The 25,678-nt window shown below is 58.6% G+C and carries 29 protein-coding genes, 1 tRNA gene and 1 other RNA gene; 21 read left to right on the plus strand and 10 right to left on the minus strand.

All coding sequences use genetic code 11. The features are described 5' to 3' along the window. Positions 1-12 precede the first annotated feature (12 nt). The 7 genes from rpoD to ribD all read left to right on the plus strand — a co-directional run bounded on the left by rpoD (position 13) and on the right by ribD (position 5,803). Positions 13-1,992 carry an RNA polymerase sigma factor RpoD gene (gene rpoD / locus OLX72_RS13080; RefSeq protein WP_114870888.1) on the plus strand — a complete coding sequence of 660 codons (1,980 nt, stop codon included), beginning with the start codon at positions 13-15 and terminating at the stop codon, positions 1,990-1,992. A 269-nt stretch (positions 1,993-2,261) separates the two neighbouring features. Then, a complete protein-coding gene (locus tag OLX72_RS13085) occupies positions 2,262-2,606 on the plus strand; it encodes a hypothetical protein (protein ID WP_162798090.1) in 345 nt (114 codons plus the stop codon). 27 nt (positions 2,607-2,633) lie between these two features. Beyond that, positions 2,634-3,044 carry a hypothetical protein gene (locus tag OLX72_RS13090; protein WP_114870886.1) on the plus strand — a complete coding sequence of 137 codons (411 nt, stop codon included), beginning with the start codon at positions 2,634-2,636 and terminating at the stop codon, positions 3,042-3,044. Between the two features lie 84 nt (positions 3,045-3,128). Beyond that, positions 3,129-3,551, plus strand: coding sequence for a hypothetical protein (locus OLX72_RS13095; protein ID WP_433988853.1), 423 nt, complete (start codon positions 3,129-3,131; stop codon positions 3,549-3,551). A 103-nt stretch (positions 3,552-3,654) separates the two neighbouring features. Further along, positions 3,655-4,059, plus strand: a complete 405-nt coding sequence (locus OLX72_RS13100) for a hypothetical protein (protein ID WP_433988854.1) — start codon at positions 3,655-3,657, stop codon at positions 4,057-4,059. 170 nt (positions 4,060-4,229) lie between these two features. Continuing rightward, entirely contained in the window at positions 4,230-4,700 is a 471-nt protein-coding gene (nrdR, locus tag OLX72_RS13105) for a transcriptional regulator NrdR (protein WP_114872337.1), read from the plus strand. Next, on the plus strand, positions 4,697-5,803 hold the full coding sequence (ribD, locus tag OLX72_RS13110; protein WP_433988855.1) for a bifunctional diaminohydroxyphosphoribosylaminopyrimidine deaminase/5-amino-6-(5-phosphoribosylamino)uracil reductase RibD: 1,107 nt from the start codon (positions 4,697-4,699) through the stop codon (positions 5,801-5,803). Before nrdR ends, ribD begins: the two co-directional genes overlap by 4 nt. Here the strand turns inward: ribD and OLX72_RS13115 are convergent. From OLX72_RS13115 to OLX72_RS13125, 3 genes are all read right to left on the minus strand, one after another. Continuing rightward, on the minus strand, positions 5,800-7,827 hold the full coding sequence (locus tag OLX72_RS13115) for a capsular polysaccharide biosynthesis protein (RefSeq protein WP_433988856.1): 2,028 nt from the start codon (positions 7,825-7,827) through the stop codon (positions 5,800-5,802). The genes ribD and OLX72_RS13115 overlap by 4 nt on opposite strands. Position 7,828: 1 nt before the next feature. Then, a complete protein-coding gene (locus OLX72_RS13120) occupies positions 7,829-8,959 on the minus strand; it encodes a polysaccharide biosynthesis/export family protein (RefSeq protein ID WP_433988857.1) in 1,131 nt (376 codons plus the stop codon). A 116-nt stretch (positions 8,960-9,075) separates the two neighbouring features. Next, positions 9,076-10,368: a capsule biosynthesis protein gene (locus OLX72_RS13125; RefSeq protein ID WP_433988858.1), complete on the minus strand. Its 1,293-nt coding sequence runs from the start codon at positions 10,366-10,368 to the stop codon at positions 9,076-9,078. Positions 10,369-10,521: 153 nt separating this feature from the next. Here OLX72_RS13125 and OLX72_RS13130 point away from each other — a divergent pair, with 153 nt between their 5' ends. Further along, complete coding sequence (locus tag OLX72_RS13130) at positions 10,522-11,115, plus strand: riboflavin synthase (RefSeq protein WP_433988859.1); 594 nt, start codon at positions 10,522-10,524, stop codon at positions 11,113-11,115. A 2-nt stretch (positions 11,116-11,117) separates the two neighbouring features. On the opposite strand, the gene OLX72_RS13135 is transcribed toward OLX72_RS13130, so the two are convergent. Next, positions 11,118-12,179, minus strand: coding sequence for a proline racemase family protein (locus OLX72_RS13135; RefSeq protein ID WP_114870882.1), 1,062 nt, complete (start codon positions 12,177-12,179; stop codon positions 11,118-11,120). Positions 12,180-12,315: 136 nt separating this feature from the next. Between OLX72_RS13135 and ribB the strand changes: the two genes are divergently transcribed. The 4 genes from ribB (at position 12,316) to OLX72_RS13155 (ending at position 14,898) form a co-directional block, all read left to right on the plus strand. Further along, positions 12,316-13,437, plus strand: a complete 1,122-nt coding sequence (gene ribB / locus OLX72_RS13140; protein WP_114870881.1) for a 3,4-dihydroxy-2-butanone-4-phosphate synthase — start codon at positions 12,316-12,318, stop codon at positions 13,435-13,437. Beyond that, entirely contained in the window at positions 13,438-13,989 is a 552-nt protein-coding gene (locus OLX72_RS13145) for a 6,7-dimethyl-8-ribityllumazine synthase (protein WP_433988860.1), read from the plus strand. It begins immediately after the preceding gene. Then, entirely contained in the window at positions 13,986-14,468 is a 483-nt protein-coding gene (gene nusB, locus OLX72_RS13150; protein WP_114870879.1) for a transcription antitermination factor NusB, read from the plus strand. The genes OLX72_RS13145 and nusB overlap by 4 nt, the downstream gene beginning before the upstream one ends. Positions 14,469-14,571: 103 nt before the next feature. Next, the gene (locus tag OLX72_RS13155; protein ID WP_114870878.1) at positions 14,572-14,898 is read left to right on the plus strand and encodes a hypothetical protein; all 327 of its coding nucleotides are present in this window, start codon (positions 14,572-14,574) and stop codon (positions 14,896-14,898) included. A gap of 30 nt (positions 14,899-14,928) precedes the next feature. Here the strand turns inward: OLX72_RS13155 and ssrS are convergent. Then, a non-coding RNA gene (ssrS, locus tag OLX72_RS13160) (6S RNA) lies at positions 14,929-15,083 on the minus strand. Between the two features lie 117 nt (positions 15,084-15,200). Between ssrS and OLX72_RS13165 the strand changes: the two genes are divergently transcribed. Next, positions 15,201-15,662 (plus strand): MmcB family DNA repair protein, encoded by a 462-nt coding sequence (locus OLX72_RS13165; protein ID WP_114870877.1) that lies wholly within the window; start codon positions 15,201-15,203, stop codon positions 15,660-15,662. Here the strand turns inward: OLX72_RS13165 and OLX72_RS13170 are convergent. Then, on the minus strand, positions 15,652-15,840 hold the full coding sequence (locus OLX72_RS13170; RefSeq protein WP_114870876.1) for a DUF6324 family protein: 189 nt from the start codon (positions 15,838-15,840) through the stop codon (positions 15,652-15,654). The two genes, OLX72_RS13165 and OLX72_RS13170, sit on opposite strands and share 11 nt — an antisense overlap. 79 nt (positions 15,841-15,919) lie before the next feature. On the opposite strand from OLX72_RS13170, the gene OLX72_RS13175 reads away from it, so the two are divergent. The 3 genes from OLX72_RS13175 to OLX72_RS13185 all read left to right on the plus strand — a co-directional run bounded on the left by OLX72_RS13175 (position 15,920) and on the right by OLX72_RS13185 (position 17,382). Then, complete coding sequence (locus tag OLX72_RS13175) at positions 15,920-16,405, plus strand: GNAT family N-acetyltransferase (RefSeq protein ID WP_114870875.1); 486 nt, start codon at positions 15,920-15,922, stop codon at positions 16,403-16,405. Next, entirely contained in the window at positions 16,402-17,262 is an 861-nt protein-coding gene (locus tag OLX72_RS13180; RefSeq protein ID WP_114870874.1) for a DMT family transporter, read from the plus strand. The genes OLX72_RS13175 and OLX72_RS13180 overlap by 4 nt, the downstream gene beginning before the upstream one ends. A gap of 43 nt (positions 17,263-17,305) precedes the next feature. Then, a tRNA-His gene (locus OLX72_RS13185) sits at positions 17,306-17,382 on the plus strand. Positions 17,383-17,390: 8 nt separating this feature from the next. Here OLX72_RS13185 and OLX72_RS13190 read toward each other — a convergent pair. The 3 genes from OLX72_RS13190 to OLX72_RS13200 all read right to left on the minus strand — a co-directional run bounded on the left by OLX72_RS13190 (position 17,391) and on the right by OLX72_RS13200 (position 20,075). Next, positions 17,391-18,020, minus strand: coding sequence for a spermidine synthase (locus tag OLX72_RS13190; protein WP_433988861.1), 630 nt, complete (start codon positions 18,018-18,020; stop codon positions 17,391-17,393). Beyond that, complete coding sequence (locus tag OLX72_RS13195; RefSeq protein WP_433988862.1) at positions 18,005-19,621, minus strand: hypothetical protein; 1,617 nt, start codon at positions 19,619-19,621, stop codon at positions 18,005-18,007. Before OLX72_RS13195 ends, OLX72_RS13190 begins: the two co-directional genes overlap by 16 nt. A 148-nt stretch (positions 19,622-19,769) precedes the next feature. Beyond that, positions 19,770-20,075: a DUF6476 family protein gene (locus tag OLX72_RS13200; RefSeq protein ID WP_114870873.1), complete on the minus strand. Its 306-nt coding sequence runs from the start codon at positions 20,073-20,075 to the stop codon at positions 19,770-19,772. On the opposite strand from OLX72_RS13200, the gene OLX72_RS13205 reads away from it, so the two are divergent. The 5 genes from OLX72_RS13205 to OLX72_RS13225 all read left to right on the plus strand — a co-directional run bounded on the left by OLX72_RS13205 (position 20,074) and on the right by OLX72_RS13225 (position 23,757). Further along, positions 20,074-21,117 (plus strand): RluA family pseudouridine synthase, encoded by a 1,044-nt coding sequence (locus OLX72_RS13205; protein ID WP_114870872.1) that lies wholly within the window; start codon positions 20,074-20,076, stop codon positions 21,115-21,117. The two genes, OLX72_RS13200 and OLX72_RS13205, sit on opposite strands and share 2 nt — an antisense overlap. A gap of 187 nt (positions 21,118-21,304) precedes the next feature. Then, entirely contained in the window at positions 21,305-22,201 is an 897-nt protein-coding gene (gene rpoH / locus OLX72_RS13210; RefSeq protein ID WP_114870871.1) for an RNA polymerase sigma factor RpoH, read from the plus strand. A 410-nt stretch (positions 22,202-22,611) separates the two neighbouring features. After that, the gene (locus OLX72_RS13215) at positions 22,612-22,794 is read left to right on the plus strand and encodes a hypothetical protein (RefSeq protein WP_114872331.1); all 183 of its coding nucleotides are present in this window, start codon (positions 22,612-22,614) and stop codon (positions 22,792-22,794) included. A gap of 172 nt (positions 22,795-22,966) precedes the next feature. Continuing rightward, positions 22,967-23,374: a lysozyme inhibitor LprI family protein gene (locus tag OLX72_RS13220; RefSeq protein ID WP_368073713.1), complete on the plus strand. Its 408-nt coding sequence runs from the start codon at positions 22,967-22,969 to the stop codon at positions 23,372-23,374. A 113-nt stretch (positions 23,375-23,487) separates the two neighbouring features. Next, positions 23,488-23,757 carry a DksA/TraR family C4-type zinc finger protein gene (locus OLX72_RS13225; protein WP_114870869.1) on the plus strand — a complete coding sequence of 90 codons (270 nt, stop codon included), beginning with the start codon at positions 23,488-23,490 and terminating at the stop codon, positions 23,755-23,757. A 60-nt stretch (positions 23,758-23,817) separates the two neighbouring features. On the opposite strand, the gene OLX72_RS13230 is transcribed toward OLX72_RS13225, so the two are convergent. Next, on the minus strand, positions 23,818-25,638 hold the full coding sequence (locus tag OLX72_RS13230; protein ID WP_114870868.1) for a M3 family oligoendopeptidase: 1,821 nt from the start codon (positions 25,636-25,638) through the stop codon (positions 23,818-23,820). Positions 25,639-25,678: the final 40 nt, after the last annotated feature.

A 25,678-nucleotide genomic window follows, 5' to 3' on the forward strand; every position in this document is an offset into this window, starting at 1 on the left:
CAGGAGTACCACATGGCCGCCAAAGACAACGACGACCGTAAACCTGACGACCAAGACGCCGAAGTTTCCCTGGATATGAGCCAGGCCGCCGTCAAAAAGATGATCGGCGACGCGCGTGAACGCGGCTACATCACCTATGACCAGCTTAATCAGGTTTTGCCCCCTGATCAGGTCAGTTCCGAACAGATCGAAGACGTGATGTCGATGTTGTCCGAAATGGGCATCAACATCATCGAGGATGAAGAGGCCGAAGAGGAAGAGGCCAAAGGCTCGACCGATCTGGCGACAACAGACAACGCGCGCGAAGTGACGCTGGCGGCATCGACCGCAGAGAAACTGGACCGCACGGATGATCCCGTGCGCATGTACCTGCGCGAAATGGGGTCCGTCGAACTGCTGAGCCGTGAAGGCGAGATCGCAATCGCCAAACGGATCGAGGCCGGCCGCAACACGATGATCCTTGGGCTGTGCGAAAGCCCGCTGACATTTCAGGCGATCACCATCTGGCGTGACGAATTGCTGTCGGAAGACATTCTGCTGCGCGATGTGATTGATCTGGAAACCACGTTCGGCAACCAGCTGGATGACGAGGAGGCGGTTGCCCCCGTTGTGGACACATCCGCGATCAACGCCGAGAAGAAAGATGACGGTGATCAGGAACTGGATGCCGATGGGAACCCGATTGCGTCGGATGATGACGACGATGATGACGAGCAGGCCAACATGTCGCTGGCCGCAATGGAAGCCGCGCTGAAGCCGCAGGTTCTGGAAACGCTGGACCGGATCGCGCTGGATTATGTCAAACTGTCCGAAATGCAGGACAGCCGGATTTCCGCAACGCTGAACGAGGACGGCTCTTTTAGCTCGTCCGAGGAAACCACCTATCAGAAACTACGATCTGAAATTGTGCTGCTGGTGAATGAACTGCACCTGCACAACAACCGGATCGAAGCGCTGATTGACCAGCTTTACGGTATCAACCGCAGGATCATGTCGATTGACAGTTCGATGGTGAAGCTTGCCGATCAGGCCCGGATCAACCGCCGTGAATTCGTGGATGAATACCGCGGACGCGAGCTTGACCCGAACTGGCTGTCGGAAATGGCGGACAAGCCGGGCCGTGGCTGGCAGATGTTCATCGAACGCTCGACCGACAAGGTCGAAGAACTGCGCGCCGAAATGGCGCAGGTCGGCCAGTATGTCGGTCTGGATATTCCGGAATTCCGCCGCATTGTCCAGCAGGTCCAGAAGGGCGAAAAAGAGGCGCGTCAGGCCAAAAAGGAAATGGTCGAAGCGAACCTGCGACTGGTGATTTCGATCGCCAAGAAGTACACGAACCGTGGCCTGCAATTCCTTGATCTTATTCAGGAAGGTAACATCGGCCTGATGAAGGCGGTGGACAAATTCGAATACCGCCGCGGCTACAAGTTTTCGACCTATGCGACATGGTGGATCAGACAGGCGATCACCCGCAGCATCGCCGATCAGGCACGCACCATCCGTATTCCCGTGCACATGATCGAAACCATCAACAAACTGGTGCGGACGGGGCGCCAGATGCTGCACGAAATCGGCCGTGAACCGACGCCGGAAGAACTGGCAGAAAAGCTGCAAATGCCGCTCGAGAAAGTGCGCAAGGTGATGAAAATCGCCAAAGAGCCGATCAGCCTTGAAACTCCGATCGGTGACGAAGAAGACAGCCAGCTTGGCGATTTCATCGAAGACAAGAACGCGGTTTTGCCGCTGGACAGCGCCATTCAGGAAAACCTGAAAGAAACCACAACGCGTGTACTGGCAAGCCTGACGCCACGCGAAGAACGTGTGTTGCGGATGCGGTTCGGTATCGGCATGAACACCGATCACACATTGGAAGAAGTCGGCCAGCAGTTCAGCGTAACCCGCGAGCGGATCCGTCAGATCGAAGCCAAGGCGCTGCGCAAGCTGAAACATCCAAGCCGCAGCCGCAAGTTGCGGTCTTTCCTGGATCAGTGACCTGCATCGCGTTTTGAGGTCTGCAAATTCAGGGCCGCGCCGAAAGGTGCGGCCCTTTTCATTTCAGCTTGAAGCGCGGTAAACTTTTCGAGATATGCGCCCGCGTCTCTCTTTTCTCGGGCGTTCAAAGTGCTATCGTTTATTTCAGGTTGAATTTAGACCGGAGCGAATAATTGCGCGTTGTTGGGATCAAGCGAATACTGTGCTGTTTTTGGTTTGCCGTGATCCCCGCTCTGGGGAATGCAAACTCCTATACGGCTGAAAACTTTTTGAAAGTCTGGCCAATCGATGCAGTCACATTTGAAGTGATCGAAGCCAGAGGCGAAGGCGCGCGCGGCATCTGGTGCGCGGCGGCAAGCTATGCCGAGCGTGAATTGCGCATTGATCCGACATCCACGATCTATGTTCTGGTCCCACGCGGCCCAAGTGCGACGGTGCCAAACCGGAAAGGCGTGGTGTTTACACTTGATAAAGCGCGCTTGCCTGAAACCGCGACCATCAGCCAATTGTCGTTTGCGACAACACGCGCGGCTGGCACCAGCTTTCCGTCCTATCTGGCACGCAGTTTCTGCCGTGACCGGTTCGGCGAACGGGATCGCTGGGATTATAACTAAGCCCCTCAATTTGAAAAGGAAAATACCATGAAACTGCTTGCGACCCTGACGTGTATCGCTGTGCTTGGGGCTGTGCCGGTACAAGCAAATTCCTTTACTGCCGTGAACCGCCTTACCGTTAATCCGGTCAGCGCCAGCGAATTCGAAGTGATCGAAAGCCACGGAGCCGGCGCGCGTCAAATCTGGTGTGCCGCTGCCGAGTACAACGAACGCGTACTGGGCAATCAGCGAGAAACCGAATTGATTGTCAAAACCAAACGTGGCCCAAGCATCACGCAACCGGGACGCAAGGGCGTTGTGTTCACCAACAATCCGGCCAATGTGTCGGCCCCGATCACCAAATCGGTTTCGATTTCCGTGAACACACCGGGGATGAGCCTGCCATCCCATCATGCGCGTACATTCTGTCGGGATACGTTCAGTCGCACCCGGCGTTAGGGTTCGGGCCTGCCTGCATCCGCGCAATTTGGTGTTGCCATACTTCGCACAAAGCTTTCATTGTCGCCCATAAGGAGAATTGCGATGATCAAATTCCCGAAAACAACCGGCGCGTCACTATGTGTGGCACTGATGATTGCGACACCGGCACTGGCCAACAGTTTCAAGGCGCAGAACCGGCTTACCGTGAATCCGATCAGTAATTCGGTGTTCGAAGTCGTTGAATCCCGATCGTTGGGGGCCAGTGGTTCATGGTGTGCGGCGGCGGATTATGCGACGCGGGTTCTGGGGGCGTCGGGGAAGGCCGATGTGTATCTGAAAACGCCGCGCGGGCCCAGCGTGACCAATCCGGGCCGCAAGGGCGTGGCTTATACGCTTGACCCCAATCAGGTCGGTGCCCCCCTGACCACATCGACATCCGTCAGTACCAAGACGGCAGGTACGACCTTTGCGGTCGGGCATGCGCTTGCTCTGTGCAGTCAGTCGCTGATTGATATCGGTCCGTAACAATCGGGTGAAGCACTGATTACCGGATAAAGCCGACCTTGCCGCGCGCTTGATTTGCGCCATCTCACTCGTGACAAGAACTGGTTATGATGGAGATGTGCCTATGAAACCACTCGTGATGATCGCTGTATTCGGGGGTGGGCTTGCGTCTGGGGTCTATGCTCAAAGCTTTGAATCCGGCACACGTTTGCCGGTTAACTCCGTTTCCGGCAGCCAGTTCGAAGTCATCGAGGAAGGCTCGGTCGGCAGCCCGCAAGTGTGGTGCGCGGCGGCCACCTATTCGAACGATGTGCTGGGGCAATATGCGAAAATGGAACTTACCGTGATCTCGCCCCGTGGGCCAAGTGTGACAAGTCCGGGCCGCAAAGGCGTTGTTTTTAGTACTGATACGACCGGACTGGATGTGGTGCCACGCGCGGCCAATTCCGCAACAACAGATATTGCGGGCGTTACGTTCGCGGTGTCGATGGCCCTGACATTCTGTGATGAAGAAGGCGAAGTGAACTGATCTTTTGCCAGGACGCCACTGAACTGTGCCAAATTTCCCCCAGACTGGATCGCCTATGTTGCGGCCCCATTTCTGCCCTACCCAAAGTGTAGCGGGTGCCCTATAGTTGTGGATAAGTGGGCGAGCAGCCCCACAAAGAGGCGGAAAACGACAATAAAAGGGGGACGGCGATGCGCTGCCCGTTTTGCGGAAATATCGACACTCAAGTAAAAGACAGCCGGCCAGCCGAAGATCATGTTTCGATCCGGCGCCGACGGTTTTGTCCGGCCTGCGGCGGCCGCTTTACGACCTATGAACGCGTGCAGCTGCGCGATCTTGTGGTCATCAAGACCAGCGGAAAGCGCGAAGATTTCGACCGCGACAAACTGGAGCGTTCGATCCGCATTTCCATGCAGAAACGCCCGATTGATCCCGAACGTATCGACCAGATGATTTCCGGTATCGTGCGGCGTCTGGAAAGCATGGGCGAAACGGACATCGGTTCCAAACAGATCGGCGAGATCGTGATGGAAGCGCTGGCACGGATCGATACCGTCGCCTATGTGCGCTTTGCATCGGTTTACAAGAATTTCCAGGCCGCTGACGATTTCGACAAATTTGTCAGTGAATTGCGCCCGGACGTGCCCCCAGAAGAAGCGTGAGCGGGCAAGACGAACGGTTCATGGCGCTGGCCCTTTCACTGGGGCGGCGCGGGCAGGGTATGGTGTGGCCCAATCCTGCTGTCGGTTGTGTCATTGTCAAAGACGGTCGCATTGTCGGGCGCGGATGGACGCAGCAGGGCGGTCGTCCGCACGCGGAAACCGTGGCGCTGGCGCAGGCGGGCAAGGCTGCGCGCGGCGCCGATGTTTACGTGACGCTGGAACCCTGCGCCCATACCGGCAAAACACCCCCCTGCGCCACGGCCTTGATTGAGGCAGGTGTGAAACGGGTGGTGGCCGCAATAACAGATACGGATACGCGCGTTGCCGGGCGTGGCTTTGCCATGCTGCGGGATGCGGGCATTGCCGTTGAAATCGGTTGTATGGCAGATTTGGCAGCGCAGGATAACGCGGGATTTATCCTCAACACCGATCTGGATCGTCCCTTTGTCACGTTGAAACTGGCAAACAGTTTTGACGGGCGTATCGCGACGGCCACCGGTGAAAGCAAGTGGATTACCGGGCCGGACGCGCGGCGTTTGGTGCATGCGATGCGCGCGCGTCATGATGCTGTACTGGTTGGTGCAGGGACGGCGCGCATTGATGATCCGTCGCTGACGGTGCGCGATCTGGGTGTCAGGCATCAACCTGTTCGGGTGGTCACGTCGCGCAGGCTGGATGTGCCGCTTATGGGGCAGCTTGCCCGCTCGGCCAAAGAAATTCCGCTGTGGATGTGCCACGGGCCGGATGCCGACCCGAATCTTGTTTCGGCATGGCAGGGGCTGGGGGCAGACCTGTTCTGCTGTGCGGTGCGCGGCGGGCAACTGGATACACGCGATGTCTTGCATCAGCTTGCCAAGGCGGGATTGACGCGGGTTTTATGTGAAGGCGGCAGCGCCTTGTCGGCATCTTTGCTGGCAGAGGATCTGGTGGATGAACTGGTCGGCTTTACCGCCGGTCTGGCCATCGGGGCCGAGGGGCTGCCTTTGGTCGGGGCGCTGGGGCTTTCTGCGCTGGCGGATGGGCCACGTTTCAGGCTGGTCGAAACGCGTGCCATTGGCGGCGATGTGATGCACCGCTGGGCGCGCGGCGCGACAAATGTTTAGCGCCAGAGGTGAGATTGACTGGCAAACACGCCCTGCAGTTTTGACAGGGTGCGATTGAACGGGCCGTGCCGGGGCAGGGTGCCCGAAACCAGCCTTTCGATCACAACCTCGACCGGGCAGGGCTGTTTCGTCACCGGATCGAAGTATCTGGGGTAATCGATCAGCGTTGCGTGCACCAGGGTTTCCAGTGAAACCGCCAGATTTCGCCGGGGCGGGATACGCCCGCGATCTTCGGTCAGGCCCCAGCCTGCGTAAAACGGGGCACCGACCGTCACAACCTTCTTGCCACGCAAAAGCGTCTCGAACCCCAAAAGCGATGTCATCGTCCAGACTTCATCGACGCAGGCAATCAGTTTTGCGGGGTCGCCCTGCGTCAGAACCAGATCGGCAAACGGGGTCGCATCTGTCTGGCCAGCGCGCAAACCCGCTGCAACGTCGGGATGTGTTTTGTAGATGATCACCGCGTCGGGGTTAGCGTTTCGTGTGGCGTGCAACAGGCTTTCGTTGGTCGATATGGCCCCGGTTCCGGCCAGGATCGAGGCATCATCTTCAACCTGTCCGGGCACCAGTATCCGGTGGCCTTGTGGCAGGTCAGGCAAGGCATCGTGCGGGTTGTATTTGCTTAGGCCGCCGGCCACGATGCGGGATATCAGTGTTCGGGCGCGCTGTTTCTGATCCGGTCGCAGCTTGGCGCGCTGCATGATCAGCTGTTCCAGTCCGCTGGGACGTGATGGATCATAATAAATGCCGATATCGTCCGTGATCAGCGAAAGCGGCGGGACAAGCGCCGCCCCCAATCCTTGCGAGCGTAGAAATCCGTCTTCCACACGGGTGGCATTTGCATGCGCTTCAAACGCTTTTCCCGCCCAGACCATCCGGTTGCGTGATGTGGTCTGCGCCAGTTGGCGGGCTTTTTCGGGATCGTTTTCGAATATGACCGGCTTGAACTGCCCGAAATAATTCTGGAACGTCTTGCGCTTCCAAAGCCGGGTTTCGCTTGCGATCCAACCGGCTCGGTCGGCGTGCCAGGCACGGGTTTTCGCATGCAGCGTGGAAATGACCCGATCCAGATCACACAGACGGTCATTGTAGGGATCATACCAGCGTGGATACAGGATCATCGCCGCGGCAAAAAGTTGTGCGCGTGTCAGTTTGCGCGTGCGTCGCGGCACCGGATTTTCATCCTGCGTCAGCCCCCATCCCGCATAGAACGGTTGCCCGAATACCCGCGGCTTGTGGCCGGCAAATATCGCGTCAAATCCCATTTGCGATGAATAGGTGTAAACGCCGACAGCCCCGCCGAAAAGGGCGGCGGGCGCGATGTTGTCTGTCACCACGCGGATGCGGTCGTTTTCATCCTCTGGCCCGAAATAGCCGGCCCGGTATCCGGCTGCGGTTTCTGGATGGGATTTGATGATCACGGGCACGCCGGGATGCTCTTCCTGTGCAAAGACCAGCATTTCCAGAAATTCCGCGCGTCCTGCCTGTGTGACTGTAACAGAGGCATCGCCACGCGCCTGATCGACTACCAGAACATATCCCGGTTCTGGCGGGGGAAGTGAGGCATCAAACCCGCTGTATTTGGAAAGCCCGGCATCGGCCATACGGGCCATTCCGGACCGGGCGGCATCCAGCAATGCCGTGTCATCCAATGGATGGGACGCCAGAAGTTTTTCCAGATCGGACGGTGTCGCAGGATCGAAATGCACGCCCGATGTGTCCAGCAGCAAGCCCAATGGCAGTTCCCCCGCACGGCCCGGAGCAAGCGAGCGCAGAAAGGCATCTTCGACCCGCAACAGCGGTACGTTGTATTTCTGGGCTATCGCTTCGCCGCGATGGGCTGTCGGGCTTTTGCCCCAGACGCCGATAAGATCGTCGGGGGTGGGGCGCCCCAGACGGACATCAAAGCCCGACAGGTGCAGAATACGCCTGACGCGGCGCTGGCGCAGAAAACCGCCGGTGTAAACGAAAAGCCGCCGGGTGGTTGGCCCCCCGGCGGCTCTATCCCCTAAAGGGTATTGCATATCAGTTCGTGAACGCCGCCAGAGCACTTACCGTGGTCAGTGAGCTGGTGAAGGACGAGATTGTTTTGTCCCATTGCGTGAACGGTGCTTCGGTGACGTAGACGGTATCACCGTCGCGGATCAGGAAATCACGCGCCACGAACATGCCGTTCGGCTGCGTCAGATCAAGCACGTAAATCATGCGCTGTGCCCCAACCAGATCGTCGCGTCCCAGCAAAGGGCCGACAACTTCGGCGGGTTCGTTGCGGAACACGAAAACGCCCGTTGGATCAGCGGTCGCCGAAGACAAGCCGCCAACCTGTGCAATCGCTTCGATGGCAGACAGGTTCTGGCTTTTGAACGCCACCTTGTTTTGCGTGCCGGTTGCGCCAACTGCGGTGTAGGAACGTGTGTCTTCCTCGACCAGGATGCGGTCACCGGGGCGCAAGGCAATGTCTAGTTCGGGAAAATTATAAAGATCCTGGAACCATACTTTACCGCTGGCGCCACCACGCGTCACCGTGATTTCGGCGATTTCGGGTTGAATGGTCACGCCGCCCGCGCGGGCCAGCATGGTGGATAATGTGCGTGTGGGCCGTTCGATCGCATAAACGCCCTGCGCCCCAACCGATCCGATCAGCGACACGGTTGATCCGTCACCGGCAAGACGGCGCACCTGAACCTGCGGATCGGGCGTCTGGTCTTCCAGTTTTTCGGTGATGATCCGGCGGATCGCTTCTGGGCTGTTGCCCGCGGCACGGATGCGTCCGGCGTAGGGAACAAAGATAAACCCGTCGCCGTCTACCTGTACCTCTTCCAGAAGGGTCGCGTTCTGGGCTTCGCCGGCCAACAGGCCGTCATCAACGTTTTCCCAGATTGTCAGGCCCAAAGTATCACCGGGCGAGATTGTATCAGAGCCAAGAACGCCTGCGTTCTTGAAGGAATCCGAAAAACCCAAGGCCGGTACGACAGAAGTTGCACGCGTTACGCGATCATTCACTTCGATGACAAACGCATCGCCTTCCTGCTGGACGGAGCCTGAGAAAATTTGTTTTTTGCTAGGCCCTACTTGCGGCAAACCACACGAACTCAGCACGGCCACAGCCGTAAAAATAGCAATGGGGCGCGCCCATTGAATAGCAAAAGGTTTCACTGCTCGGTCTCCTCGACCTGATTTATTCTGCCTCAGTGTTCGCCAACTTTGCGTGACGTATTGACGGTAAGCTACGGGATTCCGGAACTAAAAGCTACTGTGCGCAGTGTGCCGGCTTAACCGATCACCCTGAACTGTTGCCTTGGGGCCGCGGTTCCGGCGGCCAGTGCGTCGTAGGGATCCCGTTCTTGCAGGACCATGTCTACCACATGTCGTAGCAACTGGCGCCGCCCACGCGAGGAGTAGAAGCCGCCGGCAATCTGGCTGGTTTCCAGAAGATAGCGCCGGTAATCGCGATAAGCTGCCGTATCCGGGCGCGTTGGCGCAGCAAAAAACGCGCAAAGCGGCTGATCCGAAACAAATTCCGGTTTTGCATAAACCGCGTCGCCAAACACTTTCAACGGAATGCCGCGCCACAAAACCTGCTGTGCCGACGTCGAATTTACCGTTACAGCACTTCGTGCGTCATCCAGAAGGCGGGCGAGTTTGCCGCCACCGATGAAATGCACCCGGTCACGGATGCCGTTTTCGCGCGCCAGCCGCCGGATTTCGCGCCGCAAAGGCACACGCCCGTCTTCCAGCGGATGGGCCTTGAAGACCAGATGATGGTGTTGCGGCGCGCCCGTGGCGAAACCTTGCACCACTTCCGTCAGGAACTGGGTCATCGATGCAAACCGCGAGTGTTTCTGAAAACTGGCATCATGGGCCAGTTGCAACAGGGCGACATGATAGGGAAACCCGCCGCGGCGCACCCTTTTGGTTGCGATGCGCCGTTCGATGGATTGCGCCGGCATTCTGATAAGGCGTTTGAGATAAAGGATAAATTCACGATAAACCGAGATATCCCGGTGCGGGCGGAAGTTTTTGTAGCCACTGTTCAAGAACAGAACAAAGGCATGATAAAGCGCCCCGTAAAACACATGCTGGCGCATGTCGCCCCAATGTCCGGGGGGCAACGGCGCGTCAGTATCGGACCGCGCCAGAACCGATTGCATATCGTTGATCGACATCGACATCAGGCGCGAATGGCCGTTGCTGCCGCCCCGTTCGTAACTGACCCAATAGGGTCGCATATACCCTTCCTCGAACACGTGGATCCGCAAGCCAAGCGTTTGGGCATGGGCCACCGCATCGGCGTGAACACGGCGCGTATCACCATAAAGAACGATGTCGGTCACGCCCTTGTCCTGCACCAGCGCCGCGAACCGGTCGGGCCACTGGTCTTGGGGGGCGCGAAACGGAATATAGCTGGCCTTGTGCGACCAGAATGCACGATCACCTGCATTGAACCCGACGCGCCACACCTGCGCGCCGGTGGTGCGCAGCATTTTGCCCAACTGGTCAAAAAACGGGCCGTGTGGGCCTTGCAGAAACAGGAAAACCTTATGTTCTGGTGCGGATTTCAACATAATTTTCTTATAATTGTTGCTTTGTCCAAACACCATTAAGCGATGTGTCGGGCAAAAGAATGGCAGGTCGGGCGATGCGCGGGGGTGACACTCCCCCTTGCCAGCAGGGGAACGGCCCGCTACCTGCAAGGCTATGAAAAAAGGGGTTTTGCGATGTTTACTGGCATCATCACGGATATCGGCGTTCTGACGGAACTGGATCAGCGCGGTGATTTGCGCGCGCGGATCAAAACCGGATATGACACGGATACGATCGACATGGGCGCATCCATTGCCTGTGATGGCGTGTGTCTGACCGTGGTCGGCCTTGGGGCTGACTGGTTCGATGTGGATATCAGCAAGGAAACGGTCGACAAAACCAATATCGGGCGTAACCGCTGGGCTGTGGGGCGCCGGATCAACCTTGAGCGCGCGTTGCGTGTCGGTGACGAGCTTGGCGGGCATATCGTATCGGGCCATGTCGACGGGGTGGCCGAAATTACGGCAATCGCCGACGAAGGCGACAGCACACGCGTGACGTTGCGGGCGCCCGCCGAACTGGCACGGTTCATCGCGCCCAAAGGCTCTGTGGCGCTGAACGGCACATCCCTGACGGTGAACGAGGTGAACGGCGCCGAATTCGGGATCAACTTCATTCCCCACACCAAAGAGGTGACAACATGGGGTGATATGCAGATCGGCGATGCCGTCAATCTCGAGATCGACACGCTGGCGCGCTATGTTGCCCGACTGGCCGAAGCCGGTTGATGTCAATTGCCCCAGATGTCGCCGATCTTGTACCCGTTGGGGAACGGATCGGTGGGGTCACGCATCACCTGACCGGTTCCGTAAATCCAGCCCTGTCCCGATAGCGATGGAATGATGGCGGGGTAGGGGCCGACCTGCGTGGTGTCTTCGATCCGGCCTGTAAAGGTCGTTCCCATCGGGCCGGCGTTGACATAGTCCTGACCGACGCCCAACTGCCCGCGCGCGTGCAGCACGGCCGTTTTGGCGCAGGTGCCTGTGCCGCAGGGCGAACGATCAAGCACACCTGTCAGGGCATTGGGGCGTTGCGCATCAAATGTGCCCGTAGACACCGTGACCGCGCCCAATCCGTCGTAAGGGGCACCTTGGGGTGGTGGTGCCGTCAACTGGGCGATACTGGGCCCGCTGATCTGCGGATTGTCCGGGTGAACCACAGGAAGCTGTTCGGCTGCCGCGGCGCGCATCGCTTCGCTTGCGCGTACCATATCCGCGCCGGCATCGGCGCTGATTTCAAGCCCGAACTGCGCGGCGTCCGCGATGACGTAAAACATGCCGCCCCACGCCACATCAACGCGGATATCCCCGAAACCGGCCACCTCGATCACGCGATCCAGATGCATCGCAAAAGCCGGTACATTGCGAAACGTCACGCGCGTGACTTTCCCTTTGTGGCACTGGGCACGCACCCGGATCAATCCGGCTGGCGCCTCAAGCACGAGGTTTGTAACCGGTTCGACCATCGGAATAATGCCGGTTTCCAGCAATACGGTGGTGACGCAGATCGTATTGCTGCCGGACATCGGCGGGTATTCCGTCTGCTCCATGATGATAAACCCGGCATCCGCGTCCGGATGGCAGGGCGGCACGATCACATTGCAGCACAAGGCAGGGTAACCGCGCGGTTCACGCAGCATCAGCAGGCGGATGTCATCGGCGTTTTCCTGCATCCATTGCATGCGTTCAAACACTGTATTGCCCGGCATGTGGGGCATGCCGCCGGTGATCACGCGACCCGGTTCGCCTTCGGCATGCGCCTCGACCACGTTGATCAAGCGGGAAACCTGCATCTCAACCTCCTGTGCCTGTCGGTTCAGGCTAAAGCGTGGTTACGGCAAGCGTCCAGCCTGAATTCGACTCTGGTTGCTCTGGCATTTTTGCGCTTGCTGGTCTATCTGCGCGATAACTGCTGCGAAGGTACCTGCCATGAGTTTCGAAACACCCGGACCTGTTGAATCCAACCTGGCCGCCCATATTTCGCCGATCGAACAGATCATTGAAGATGCGCGCGCGGGTCGGATGTTTATTCTGGTCGATCACGAAGACCGCGAGAACGAGGGCGATCTGGTCATTCCGGCTGATGCGGCCGATGCGGATGCGATCAATTTCATGGCCAATCACGGGCGCGGCCTGATCTGTCTGACACTGCCTGCCGACCGGATCGAGGCGCTGCGCCTTCCGATGATGGCAACACATAATTCGTCGCGCCACGAAACCGCTTTTACTGTGTCGATTGAGGCCCGCGAAGGTGTCAGCACCGGTATTTCGGCGCAGGACCGTGCGCGCACTGTGGCTGTCGCGATCAATCCTGCGTCAACCGGTGCCGATATCGCGACGCCGGGGCACGTGTTTCCGCTGCGTGCGCGCCGCGGTGGTGTTCTGGTGCGGGCAGGGCACACCGAAGCCGCCTGTGACGTGTCGCGACTGGCGGGGCGCAATCCGTCCGGTGTGATCTGTGAAATCATGAATGCGGACGGCACAATGGCGCGTCTGCCCGATCTGGTGGATGTGGCGAAAACCCATGGGCTGAAAATCGGCACGATCAGCGATCTGATCGCGTACCGGCGCCGCTATGACAATCTGGTGGTGGAAACCGCGCAGCATGACGTGGTGTCCGAATATGGCGGCGCATGGAAAATGCGCCTGTTTACGGATCAAACCCACGGGATCGAACATGTGGTGCTGACCAAGGGTGACATCACCACGCCGGAACCCGTTCTGGTGCGCACCCACGCGTTGCACGAAGCCGCCGATGTACTGGGTCTGGGCCCGAAACCCGCTGTGGAACTGCCGCGCGCAATGGAAATCATTGCAAAGGAAGGGCGCGGCGCGGTCTGCCTCTTCCGCGAGCCGCGCAAGGCCCTGTATACTCAGGAAGAAGACGGCCCCCGCACAATCAAGCAAACCGGTCTGGGTGCGCAAATCCTGTCAAAGATGGGATTGCACGATCTGATCCTTCTGACCGATTCACCGATGACCCGCTATGTTGGACTGGATGCCTATGGTCTGCGCATCACCGGCACCCGCCCGATCCTGAAGGAGGCATGAATGGCCACCGCCGAACAGCATTACATCCTGCCACGTCCCGAATTCGACAAGCCCGTCAAATTGCTGATCGTGGTTGCACCTTATTACAAGGATATCGCCGACAATCTGGTGGACGGAGCGGTTGCCGAAGCGGAAGCCTGTGGCGCAAGCTGGGACAAGATCGAGGTGCCCGGCGCGCTAGAATTGCCCACCGCAATCAGCATTGCGGAACGGATGTCCAATTACGATGGGTATGTGGCGCTTGGCTGCGTCATTCGCGGCGAAACCACGCATTACGATACGGTGTGCAACGACAGCAGCCGCGCCCTGCAAATGATGGGGTTGCAGGGGTTGTGCATCGGCAACGGCATCCTGACCGTGGAAAACCGAGCGCAAGCCGAAATGCGCGCCGATCCGTCGGATCAGAACAAAGGTGGCGGTGCCGCTGCGGCGGCCTTGCATCTTGTCGCGCTCAGCCGTAAGTGGGGCCGCCAGACCAAAGGGGTCGGGTTCAAACCCGCATCGGAAAACATCCTTTTGGCGGGCGATAGCATTGGAAAACCGACCGCATGAGCGAAACGCAAGCCGCACCGTCAGGCAACCAGAAGCGCAAGATGAAATCCGCCGCGCGGCTATATGCCGTGCAGGCGTTGTTTCAGATGGAACATTCCGATCAAAGCGCGGATCAGGTGCGCAATGAATTCCTGCACCACCGTTTTGGCGCCGTCTATGAGGGCGAAGAGATGGCGGACGGCGATGTGGACCTGTTCACCGAGATCCTTGACGGGGCCGTTACGCAGCAGGTGCGGATCGACCAGATGACAGACCGCGCACTGGTGGCAAAGTGGCCGATTGCGCGGATCGATCCGACATTGCGGGCGTTGTTTCGCGCCGCCGGGGCCGAACTGGTCGGGTCCGATGTGCCGCCCAAGGTGGTGATCGTGGAATTCGTACAGGTCGCCACGGCGTTTTTTCCCGACGGCAAGGAACCGAAATTCGTAAACGCGGTGCTGGATCACATGGCACGCGAGGCCCGCCCCGAAGCGTTCTGATCCGGCTCGTCGGCCTCCTCGGGCAATTTGTCGCCACCTTTTGACGCTGTCGCCCTCGTCCTTTTGGCGAGATGTGATATAATAAAGACGAAGGAGTGGTCATATGCCTGAACTCGTCAAATTATATATTCGTAACGTCGCAATCGGATTTGGGGTTGCCGCGGTTTTTGTTGCGCTGCTGTTGTGGTTCAACGTGATGAACCTGTGGTATCTTGTGTCGCATAATTCCGATGGTGTTCTGGCCGTGTTCCTGTTGTGGTTCATGCACGGCATCGTGTTCGCGGGCGTTCAATTTGCCTTTGCGGTGATGATGATGGCGCGCAAGGATGATGATGACGATGATCATCACGGCGGCCATGCGATCCGCGATTATCTGGCTGTGCCGGTGCGCGCCGAATCCGACACTGCGCAGCGGAAGACGCGCCGCTGATCGCCAGTTTCGATCGGGTAGAGAATGTGTGACGGAACCACCGAACCGTTTTAGTTCTATATTCCCGAGGACCTGTATTTACAGGTGGGCGCCAGGTAATCAAACCAGGGCTTGAACAGAGCCAGCTCCCTCGGATTTGCTTAAGGCCACTGGAACGTAACCAGTCACGAGAAGGGCAGAACCGCCACGGAGCAGACATAGGGTGTTGCCATGATCCGGACAAGGGGTTTGATGTCTTCGTTCGCAGGAACGCCGCAAGCGCGGGGCTTGAAAAATGTTTACGTTTTGTTCATGGTTGAGCCATGTCGGATGTGACCCCTTCCTTATTGCAGCCCGGCCAGCTTCTGGCCCGCGGCGTATCACGCCATCTGAGCAGCCACGATATTGCTTCTATTGAAGAATTCGTACCTGCGCGTGGATTGCGTGTGGATGTGATGGGGTTGGGCCCAAAAGGCGAGGTGTGGATTATCGAATGCAAATCCTCGCGTGCGGATTTTCAGACGGACTGCAAATGGCAGGGCTATCTGGAGTGGTGCGACCGGTATTTCTGGGCGGTGGATTGCGATTTTCCCACCGATCTGTTGCCGGAGCAAACCGGCCTGATCATCGCCGATGCCTATGACGCCGAAATCATTCGTATGGCCCCGGAACACAAACTTGCACCGGCGCGGCGCAAGGTGGTGATCCAGAAATTTGCCAGTCATGCAGCCCGCCGCCTGCAACGTCTGCGCGATCCGGCAATGGGGCCGGCGTTCAGCGTTTGACGGCGCGTGCGGCCACGGCGGCCGCGCGAATTTCCTCGGCGATGTCGTCGGCTTCTTCGGGGTCGAAATCCATCGGGATTTCAATGCCGTTCGCTTCGACAAAGATGCGCACCATGCCTTTGTCGGTCGGGCCGATTTGCAAGTTTGCTTCGATATCGCGCTCTGTGTCGATGCCCATGCCGGCCTCCTGATTTTAGGTGTCATGTGCTAGCGCGCAAGGCCTTGCTTGGCAAGTGGGGGCGTGCTTTGCTGCGCGCATGACGCAAGACATTGAACTGCGCCGCTTTCGGCCAGATGACAAAGACTGGCTGGTTCGGCAACACAGTACGCTTTATGCGCGCGACGAAGGGTTCGATGACAGTTTTGGCGCTTTGGTTGATGATGTCCTGACTGATTTTCTGGCGCACCACGACCCCGCATGCGAAGCCGGATGGATCGCCGCGCAGGGTGAAGAACGTCTGGGCAGCATTTTTTGCGTCCGGCTGGACGAATACACTGCAAAATTGCGGGTGTTCCTGTTGTTGCCTAAGGCGCGCGGCACCGGTCTGGGCACGCGGATGCTGCACACCTGCATGCAGTTCGCACGGGATGCCGGTTATCGTGGAATGCGGTTGTGGACCCACGAAAGCCACAAGGCGGCAGGGGTGCTTTATCAGCGCAATGGCTGGTCGCTGGACAGTGCGACGCCGGTGCATTCCTTTGGTCGTGACAATGTGGAACAAAACTGGAGCATCCGGTTTTGAGCCGCCGGCGCGGCCAGATCGCCGCAGCCATAACGGGGGTTCAGACCGGATTGGCCATGGTGCTGACCCGTGCGCTGGCGGATGACATCAGCCCGATGACACTGGCGTTTTTGCGCTACAGCATTGCGGTAATGGTGCTGGCCCCGTTTTTTCTGCGCCTGCGACCGGCCCGTATTGCGCCGGCTGACAGGGGGCCGATCCTGTTGCTGGGGGTGGTGCAATTCGGGATCACCGTGGCGCTTGTCAATTATGGATTGCACTATGTGTCTGCGGCGCAGGGGGCGGTTGTGTTCGGGATGTTCCCGATTTTGACAATCGCGCTGGCTGCAGCGCTGGGGCGCGAGAAAATGACGCTGCTGCGGGTGTTGGGGGCGCTGATTTCCGTGGTCGGGGTGGCAATCTGTCTGGGGGCCAATACCCTGCCGACCAGCGGGTTCGGGGCGGGGCTGGTGTTTCTGGCGGCAGGCTCTGCGGCTGCCTGTTCGATCTATTACCGCCCCTATCTGCAAAAATACCCGACCTTGCAGGTCGGGGCGATCGCCATGTTTGCCGCCGCGCTCAGCCTGTTTCCCGCCAGTCTGATCGAAACGCCGATGGCGCAACTGTCGGTACTGCTTCCCGGTCAATGGGCGATGGTTCTGGCCATCGGATTTCTAAGCGGGGCGGGATATCTTTTGTGGTTGACCGCGCTGAAACATACCGGCCCGGGCGAGGCGACGGTGCTGATGGGCATTTCGCCGATCACTGCCGCAATTGTCGGGGCGCTGGCCTTGGGCGAACCGCTGACCGCGGGGTTTGCTCTGGGATTGAGCATCGCAATTCTGGGGGTGTCGCTGGCGGTTCTTAGTCGCCCTTAACCTCTTGCAATCATCGGCCATGGGCGCTAAATCCCCACCGTGTGCCGCCTTAGCTCAGTAGGTTAGAGCGCTTGATTGTGGATCAAGAGGTCCCCCGTTCGAGCCGGGGAGGTGGTACCATTCTTCCTTTACTTGAGGGCCGACAGCAGATGGGCGTGATCATCCGTCCAGGCAGTACCGCCATCCGATGCCACGGCGCGCCAGCGCGGATCGCGCAGCAGGGCCGACATTTTGCCGGCATCCGGCGTCAGCATCATCACGACAGACGGTTTGGCGCCCTTTGGCAGCGGCGCGGCGGGGTCGGGGGCATCTACGCGTTTGGCGGCCAACAGACGGGTTTCGCCTGCGATGCGCGCCAGTGGCTGGGTCAGATCGTAATAGCGGTTGGAAATGTGGAACACCAAAACCCCGTTTGACGCCAGACGGTCAAGATACATTTCAACCGCTTCGCGCGTGACCAGATGCACCGGAATCGAATCCGAGCTGTAGGCATCAAGGACCATGATATCAAATGTCAGATCCTGCTGTGCCAGAACAATGCGCGCATCCCCCAGATGGGTGCTGGAGTCCGGTGCGCAATGGGACATGAAATTGAACATCTCGGGCGTGCGCGCCACGCGGTCCACCATTTCGTCGATCTCGTAATACTCCCACGACTGGCCCGGCCGGGCGTAACAGGCCAGCGATCCGACGCCCAGTCCGACAATGCCGATCCGGGCGGTTTCAATGCCGTCTGTCGTGGTCAGGATCTGCGCCATCGGGCTGTTTGCATGGTAATAGGACAGCGGTGTCGGACGGGTGCCGGTTTCATCGACATATTGATAGCCGTGGATCGTGGTTCCGTTGCCGTAAACGCGCAATCCGTCGGTATCATAGACCGTATGCGCGCCGAAAAGCTGCGGTCCTTGAACGTGTAATCCTTGCTTAGCGACAGCATGTCAGCCCCCAGAAACACCACCACAGCCGCCAGAATGGCCACCGGCGCGCGCGCCAGTCTGGCCAGTAGAATCGCGAATCCGGCCATCAACCCCAGTGATGTGATCATGGCAACGGGGCCTTCGCTGTCGGTGCCGCGCAGCAGGCTGAAGGCGAACAGCACCGCCGCCGCTGACAGCAACCCGTGGGCCAGCGGGCGCACGGGGATGGTTTTGGTGCCCAGCGTCAAAAGCAGCGCCGCCAATATGACCGAAATCACTCCTTCGTAGATGCCGCTGAATGCCACCGGGGCGATGATGGAATTGAACAGGCCGCCCAATGCGCCCCCCACCGACATGATGATGTAAAACAGCGTAAGGTGCGCCGCGTCGGGGCGGCGTTCATATAGCGCCCTGTGGGCATGAACCGCGACGATAAACAGCGCCGGTGCGAACAACAGCGCACTTAGCCATGTCTGGATGCCGCTGGACTGATGGCTCATCAAAACGGCCATCACGGCAATCGCGCCTGCGGCAAGCGGGCGTGATACGGCATTCGAAAACAGCGGGCGGTTGGAAAAGGCGATGACGAAACTCAGGATGTACAGCGACAGCGGCACGACCCAGATCAGCGGGAATGATCCCAGATCGGTGCTGATCTTGGTGGTGATCGACAACATCAGCGTGGATGGAACAAAGGCCAGAAGCAGCCAGATCGCCACGGTTGATGCGGTGATGTTGGTGGGTGGTGCCACGATATGAACGCGCGTATCGCCTGTTTGCGGGGCCGGTCTGGCCCGCAGGGTCAGCAGACCGCTGATCATCAATAGCGCGCCGAACGCGACAAAACCCGCCGCCCAGCCCCAGCCGATGGCCTGTGCCCCGAACAGGGGTTCGGCCAGCAAGGGAAACCCCAGAAGCGCCAGAAGCGATCCGAAATTGCAGGCACCGTAAAGAAAATAGGGGTCATGCGCAGACGGGCCGTCCGATTTGGCATACCACGATTGCAGCAAGGGCGCGTTGGCCGACAACATGCCAAACGGCACGCCCACTCCCAGAGCGAACAGGGACAGCGTTTGCCACGCTGTCGATGCTGTCGGATCGTAAGCCCAGCTTTCGCTGACCGACAGGGGCAGAAACCACAACGCACCGGCCCACACCGCAAGATGGATGGGCAATTGCCATTTCAGCGGGACATGGCGGGTCAGAAGGTGCGCGTAGATATACCCGACCAGCAAAACAACCTGAAAAAACAGCATCGCCGTGGTCCACACCCCCGGCGCGCCGCCGATCTGGGGCAGCACCAGCTTGGCGAACAGCGGCTGGACGAAGAACAACAGGGATGCGCTGACAAAAATGGTCAGCGTGAAAACGGCCGGAACGACCCATTGCTTTCTGCGCGCGGGCGATGGGTGCAGATGTGGATGTGTGTCGGTACTGCTCATGCTTTGCCCTGTGTTGTCACGCGAAACGGGCCACCGGCACGGGTGGCTGTTCTGTCGGGTTCTAGGGGCTTAATGCGGCGAAATTGTGATCAGAACAGATACAATCACGGCTTCAAGGTCGCGATTGTGCTGAAAAGCGAAAGGCTTCCTAATCGCCCGTTTTTATATCGATGCTTTGGCGCAGGGCACCGCTGCCCCGATCGAAAATCAGGATCGTGTTCTGCCGCGTCACCACGGCATACCAGCCGTCGCCCTGGGTGAACGCACTGGCCGTGGCCCCGTCAGGTAAAGTGATCTCATCGGGCAGGGGGGCTGGACGGTCAGAGAAACGGATGACAAAGAGGGCAATGATGATAAACAGGCCGCCAATCATCGTTGCGGTCAGCAGTGTCACCAGACGCCGCAGGAAACGCAAATTGGCCGGTTCCGGGGTCAGTTCAGAAGGGTCTTGCATGGACATCCGCCGTGTTACATTCACCATCGCGGAAGATCCGCCGCCCCGCCTTGATAAGGCGCTTGCCCGCGATGTGCCAGAGGATGCGGTTCTGTCGCGGACGCGGCTGGCGCGGCTGATCGCAGATGGTGCGGTGCATGTGGATGGCGTGATCGCCGACGATCCCAAGGCCAGAGTTGCACAAGGGGCCAGCATCAGCATTGTTGTGGATGCACCCCAGGACAGCCATATCGCGCCGGAACCTATCCCGCTGGATGTGGTGTTTGAAGACGCCGACCTGATTGTCATCAACAAACCGGCGGGCATGGTAGTCCACCCTGCACCGGGCAGCCCTTCGGGTACGTTGGTGAATGCGCTGCTGGCGCATTGCGGCGATGACCTGTCCGGCGTCGGTGGGATGAAACGCCCCGGTATCGTGCACCGGATCGACAAGGAGACCAGCGGTCTGCTGGTGGTGGCCAAATCGGATGCTGCGCATCACGGGTTGGCGGCTCAGTTCGAAAAGCACAGCGTGGAGCGGTATTACAACGCAGTCGTCTACGGCGTTCCCGATGCCAATGATCCGCGTCTGCGCGGGATCAGGGGCGCAAGCTTTGAGGCAGGCAATATTCTGCGCCTGACCACGCAACTGGCCCGGCACAAGACTGACCGGCAGCGTCAGGCGGTGCTGTTTCAGGGGGGGCGGCACGCTGTCACCCGCGCCCGCATTGTCGAGGCGTTCGGAAACCCACCGGTTGCATCGCTGGTTGAATGCTGGCTGGAAACCGGCCGGACCCATCAAATCCGGGTTCATATGGCGCATGCGGGACATGCCCTGATCGGCGATCCGACCTATGGCGGGCGGCGCAAATTGTCGGCCAAGGCGATTTCCGAAACCGGGCGCGCCGCCGTTGCCGCGTTTTCCCGTCAGGCGCTGCATGCGGCCGTTTTGGGTTTTGACCACCCGGTCACCGGCGAAGCGATGCGGTTTGAGGCCCCATTGCCGCCCGATATGGTCGCGTTGATTGCCGCATTGCGTAGTCCGGCAGATCAGGGTGCATAGGGCGGTTTAATGTCATCGCGCGCTTTGACATGAACAGCACATGCGCGTGAGCGCACTGACACGTGACTTTCACAGCGACGGAAAGCTGCCATTATAGCGTTAAAGGAACATCATATGCCCCTTGAAAGGGGTGCGACCACGACCCATATGGTATGTTAAGCCCTTAAACATTGGGAGGGGACAGAAAATGGCAAACTACGCAAATCTGCCGGCACCGACGCCCGAAGGCGGTCTGAACCGGTATATGCAGGAAATCCGGAAATTCCCGCTGCTGGAACCGGAAGAGGAATATATGCTGGCCAAGCGCTGGGTCGAAGAACAGGACACGGAAGCAGCCCACAAGATGGTCACATCGCATCTGCGATTGGCGGCCAAAATCGCGATGGGATATCGCGGATACGGCCTGCCGCAGGCCGAAGTGATTTCAGAGGCGAATGTGGGCCTGATGCAGGCCGTCAAGCGGTTTGATCCGGAAAAGGGCTTTCGCCTTGCGACCTATGCGATGTGGTGGATCCGCGCCAGCATTCAGGAATACATCCTGCGCAGCTGGTCGTTGGTGAAACTGGGTACGACATCGGCGCAGAAAAAGCTGTTTTTCAACCTGCGCAAAGCCAAATCCAAAATCGGCGCGCTGGAAGATGGCGATTTGCGCCCTGAAAACGTCAAGCGGATCGCGACCGATCTGGGCGTGACCGAAGACGAAGTGATCTCGATGAACCGCCGCCTGTCGGGTGGTGATGCGTCTTTGAACGCAACGGTCGGGTCCGAAGGCGAAGGTACGATGCAATGGCAGGACTGGCTGGAAGACGAAGATGCCGACCAGGCCGGAGATTACGCCGAGCGCGACGAACTGGAAGCGCGGCGCGAATTGCTGGCACAGGCGCTGGACGTGCTGAATGACCGGGAAAAGGATATCCTGACCCAGCGGCGTCTGGCCGACAAGGCGGTAACGCTGGAAGATCTGAGTGGCCAATATGACGTAAGCCGCGAACGTATCCGTCAGATCGAGGTGCGCGCGTTTGAAAAACTGCAAAAACGGATGCGTGATCTGGCCAAAGAAAAAGGCATGCTGGCCACAGCGTAACCTTGCGTCGGTCTTGAGTGACATGGAAACGGGCGGTCCTGCGGGGCCGCCCTTTTTTGGTAGAGAGGCAGATCGCAGGGTTCGGTTTCAGGTGTTCCTGTTTGGCTGGCACCATTGCAAAAAGAACGATGAAAAATCGCTTGCTCTGAGATAGAAACCAAGGCCTGCCCCAACGGTGCAAGGCAAACAAAATTGATCCTGCGCACCTTTTTATGTATGCTGGAAGAGAGGCGCAAAGGCTGTCATGTCTTGTGACGGGTCAGTGATATTGGCCGGATCTGTGACGATTCAGCCGATAAAAATGTTGCGAAGGCCAGCGCTGCGGCGCGCGGAAAAATTGTCTCGACGACATGCACTTTGCCGATCCTCTTGACCATTGCTTTGACGTTTTGACCAACGGAGGGAAGACCATGGATACCATCAAAATTACGGAAATCGCTCGCGCTTTGTACCGTACTCACGGAGACAAAGCAGAATTTGAGGCCGCTCAGTGCGAAAAGCGGTTCAAGAACGCCGGAAACAACGATGAAGCAGATAACTGGCGCGCAATTCGGGGAAGTATCCGACGCATGCGTGGCGCCAACCAAAGTTGATCGTGAAAACGCGGTGGGCGGCCAAAAACTAGGCTTTCTTGTCTGTGCTGGGCCGGGCGCGGACTTTTGCTGCGAAGGACACGACGGCTGATTTCAAGACTCCGTGCAAGAAATGTATTGAATGGATGGTGTTTGTCGACGTCTGCCAAGTTAGCCTGGCAAGGATTGATTGATGAGCAAAAGGAGATTTGTCATGCGAAGTCTTGGCATGAAACTGTTCTTGTTGACCTGCCTGCCCGGCATCGCCCTGTCCGATCCGGCAACAGAATGCGGCGGAAGCAGTCAGGTCGAGATCGGGGCCTGTGTCGCCGATACACTTGAGCGGGTCGATGCGACTGTCGACATCTATCTGGGCTTCGCGATGAGTTCTGCGGCAGAGCTTGACAACGTAACTGATCGAACGGTGGCGGTACCTGCTCTGGAAGCCGCACAGGCGGCCTGGTCAGCCTATCGCGATGCACAATGCGACTATGTCGGGGCAACTTTCGGAGGCGGTTCCGGAACAGGGATCGCGATCAATTCCTGCAAGATCAAGCTTGGGCGGGGCCGCGCAGAAGAGCTTATGCGCTACGTACAATGAAGCGGGCCTTTCCTGCGCACGGCACCGTTTTCTGCCAAAGGGCGACCCACCCGTTCTTGTTGGCAGGTGAGGGCAGATGCCTTAAATATGCGAGGTACAAAGGAGTGTGAGCGATGGCCGGAGGATGGGCGCGTGACGGCGCCGTGAGCGAACAGATCGAAGCGTCGATAAATGACGAACTGGCGCGGCTGAAGGCGCGCAAGGCCCCCGTCGGTGACAGCCTGACCCATTGCGCGGACTGCGAAGAACCGATCCCCGAGGCGCGCCGCGCCGCGATCCCCGGCGTAAAACTGTGCATCGACTGTATGCAGGAACGCGACAGCCAACGCAAAACACGCGTCGGCATCAACCGGCGGGGCAGCAAGGACAGCCAGTTGAAGTAAGCGACCACGGCGACAGGCGCGCGAAACTCTGAAAATTTCGCGGCCTTGAAGAGGGTGTTCTTACCCTTCCATCGCTTCCAGTTCGTCGATCAGGCCTTCAATCATGCTTAGGCCCTTGTCCCAGAATTTCGGGTCGGACGCGTCCAGCCCGAAGGGCGCCAGCAATTCCTTGTGGTGCTTTGACCCGCCCGCTTTCAGCATGTCGAAATACTTGTCCTCGAACCCGTCATCGCCCTCGGCGTAAACCGAATACAGCGCGTTCACGAGGCCGTCACCAAAGGCATAGGCATAGACATAAAACGGCGAGTGGACGAAATGCGGGATGTAGGCCCAGAACGTTTCATACCCGTCCATGAAATCAAAGGCAGGTCCAAGGCTTTCGGCCTGCACCGACATCCACAACGCGTTGATATCATCCGGCGTCAGTTCGCCGCCGCGCCGTGCGGCGTGCAGCTTGCATTCGAAATCGTAAAACGCGATCTGGCGCACGACCGTGTTGATCATGTCTTCGACCTTGCCAGCCAGCAGAACCTTGCGTTGCGCATCGGTTTTCGCGTTGTCCAGCATCTTGCGGAATGTCAGCATTTCACCGAACACCGATGCCGTTTCCGCGAGTGTCAGCGGGGTCGAGGACAGCATTTCGCCCTGATCGGCGGCCAGCACCTGATGCACGCCGTGCCCCAGTTCATGCGCGAGGGTCATCACGTCGCGCGGTTTGCCCAGATAGTTCAACATCACATAGGGGTGCACTTCGGTCACGGTGGGGTGGGCAAAGGCGCCGGGGGCTTTGCCGGGTTTTACACCCGCATCAATCCAGCCCTTGTTGAAAAACGGTTCGGCCAGTTCGCCCATACGGGGATCAAAAGCAGAATACGCATCCATCACCATCTTTTGTGCCTGATCCCAGTTGACGATGGTCGGATCTTCCATCGGCAGGGGGGCATTGCGGTCCCAGACCTGCATCCGGTCCAGCCCCAGCCATTTGCGTTTCAGATCGTAATAGCGGTGGCTGAGGCGCGGATAGGCGGCGACAACCGCCTCGCGCAGGGCTTCGACCACTTCGGGTTCGACATCATTTGACAGATGGCGGCCGGTTTGCGCAGTGGGCATGCCGCGCCAGCGGTCAACGATTTCCTTTTCCTTGGTCTGTGTGTTGTGCACGCGGGCAAAGGTTTTCACGTTTTCGCCGAACACGCGCGCCAGTTCTTCGGCACCGGCCTGCCGTTTTTCGCGGTCCGGATCGGTCAGCAGGTTTAGCGTGCTTTCGATGCCCAGGGTTTCACCGTTCACGTCGAATGTGAGGCCGGCAATGGTTTCATCAAACAGCCGTTCCCACGCATCGCCCACGACCCCCAGATCGTGCAGGAATTTTTCCAACTCGTCCGACAACTGATAGGGTTTCATCGCGCGGATGCGGTCGAACACAGGCTTGTAGCGCGCCAGATCCGGGTTCTGGTGCAACAACGCCGCCAGATGATCATCTTCCAGCCGGTTCAGTTCCAGCGTGAAAAACACCAGCGGGGTGGTGAAGTTGGTGATCTTTTCCTGCATGTCCGACATGAACTTGGCGCGGCCTGCATCTGTGGTGTGCTGGTAATAGCGCAATCCGGCAAAGGACATGATACGCCCGGCAATCGTGCTGATCCGTTCATTGCGCAGCACACATTCCAACAGGCCGTTGGCATCTAGACCGGCCAGTTTGCCTTCGTAATCGGTGGCGAAAGAGGTGCAGGCCTGTTCCAGCCAGTCCAGATCGCGTTTCAGTTCGGGCGCGTCTTCACCTGTGTAAAGATCGTTCAGATCCCATTCGGGCAGGTTGCCCAGATTGTCAGCGCCACCTGTGGCATTTGCATCGCGTACCGGAAACGGAAGTTGGAACATGGAACCCTCATTTTTGCATCTGTGACAGAGTTAAGAGCCT

This window comes from Sulfitobacter sp. TBRI5 (assembly GCF_051013555.1).
GTDB lineage: Bacteria > Pseudomonadota > Alphaproteobacteria > Rhodobacterales > Rhodobacteraceae > JL08.

What these genes read in the sequence shown, in the direction of transcription:
- OLX72_RS13100 (WP_433988854.1), top strand. Translation starts at nt 3,655, where the DNA reads ATGAAACCACTCGTGATGATCGCTGTATTCGGGGGTGGGCTTGCGTCT.
- OLX72_RS13225 (WP_114870869.1), top strand. Translation starts at nt 23,488, where the DNA reads ATGGCCGGAGGATGGGCGCGTGACGGCGCCGTGAGCGAACAGATCGAA.
- OLX72_RS13135 (WP_114870882.1), bottom strand. Translation starts at nt 12,179, where the DNA reads ATGCAGGTTTCCCGCTTGATCAACGTGGTCGAGGCGCATGCCGAAGGC.
- OLX72_RS13145 (WP_433988860.1), top strand. Translation starts at nt 13,438, where the DNA reads ATGGCCACCGCCGAACAGCATTACATCCTGCCACGTCCCGAATTCGAC.
- OLX72_RS13175 (WP_114870875.1), top strand. Translation starts at nt 15,920, where the DNA reads ATGACGCAAGACATTGAACTGCGCCGCTTTCGGCCAGATGACAAAGAC.
- OLX72_RS13155 (WP_114870878.1), top strand. Translation starts at nt 14,572, where the DNA reads ATGCCTGAACTCGTCAAATTATATATTCGTAACGTCGCAATCGGATTT.
- OLX72_RS13195 (WP_433988862.1), bottom strand. Translation starts at nt 19,621, where the DNA reads ATGAGCAGTACCGACACACATCCACATCTGCACCCATCGCCCGCGCGC.
- nrdR (WP_114872337.1), top strand. Translation starts at nt 4,230, where the DNA reads ATGCGCTGCCCGTTTTGCGGAAATATCGACACTCAAGTAAAAGACAGC.
- OLX72_RS13165 (WP_114870877.1), top strand. Translation starts at nt 15,201, where the DNA reads ATGTCGGATGTGACCCCTTCCTTATTGCAGCCCGGCCAGCTTCTGGCC.
- OLX72_RS13090 (WP_114870886.1), top strand. Translation starts at nt 2,634, where the DNA reads ATGAAACTGCTTGCGACCCTGACGTGTATCGCTGTGCTTGGGGCTGTG.
- rpoD (WP_114870888.1), top strand. Translation starts at nt 13, where the DNA reads ATGGCCGCCAAAGACAACGACGACCGTAAACCTGACGACCAAGACGCC.
- OLX72_RS13130 (WP_433988859.1), top strand. Translation starts at nt 10,522, where the DNA reads ATGTTTACTGGCATCATCACGGATATCGGCGTTCTGACGGAACTGGAT.
- OLX72_RS13200 (WP_114870873.1), bottom strand. Translation starts at nt 20,075, where the DNA reads ATGCAAGACCCTTCTGAACTGACCCCGGAACCGGCCAATTTGCGTTTC.
- OLX72_RS13215 (WP_114872331.1), top strand. Translation starts at nt 22,612, where the DNA reads ATGGATACCATCAAAATTACGGAAATCGCTCGCGCTTTGTACCGTACT.
- OLX72_RS13115 (WP_433988856.1), bottom strand. Translation starts at nt 7,827, where the DNA reads ATGCAATACCCTTTAGGGGATAGAGCCGCCGGGGGGCCAACCACCCGG.
- OLX72_RS13125 (WP_433988858.1), bottom strand. Translation starts at nt 10,368, where the DNA reads ATGTTGAAATCCGCACCAGAACATAAGGTTTTCCTGTTTCTGCAAGGC.
- OLX72_RS13220 (WP_368073713.1), top strand. Translation starts at nt 22,967, where the DNA reads ATGAGCAAAAGGAGATTTGTCATGCGAAGTCTTGGCATGAAACTGTTC.
- OLX72_RS13095 (WP_433988853.1), top strand. Translation starts at nt 3,129, where the DNA reads ATGATCAAATTCCCGAAAACAACCGGCGCGTCACTATGTGTGGCACTG.
- OLX72_RS13230 (WP_114870868.1), bottom strand. Translation starts at nt 25,638, where the DNA reads ATGTTCCAACTTCCGTTTCCGGTACGCGATGCAAATGCCACAGGTGGC.
- nusB (WP_114870879.1), top strand. Translation starts at nt 13,986, where the DNA reads ATGAGCGAAACGCAAGCCGCACCGTCAGGCAACCAGAAGCGCAAGATG.
- OLX72_RS13170 (WP_114870876.1), bottom strand. Translation starts at nt 15,840, where the DNA reads ATGGGCATCGACACAGAGCGCGATATCGAAGCAAACTTGCAAATCGGC.
- rpoH (WP_114870871.1), top strand. Translation starts at nt 21,305, where the DNA reads ATGGCAAACTACGCAAATCTGCCGGCACCGACGCCCGAAGGCGGTCTG.
- OLX72_RS13205 (WP_114870872.1), top strand. Translation starts at nt 20,074, where the DNA reads ATGGACATCCGCCGTGTTACATTCACCATCGCGGAAGATCCGCCGCCC.
- ribB (WP_114870881.1), top strand. Translation starts at nt 12,316, where the DNA reads ATGAGTTTCGAAACACCCGGACCTGTTGAATCCAACCTGGCCGCCCAT.
- OLX72_RS13190 (WP_433988861.1), bottom strand. Translation starts at nt 18,020, where the DNA reads ATGGCGCAGATCCTGACCACGACAGACGGCATTGAAACCGCCCGGATC.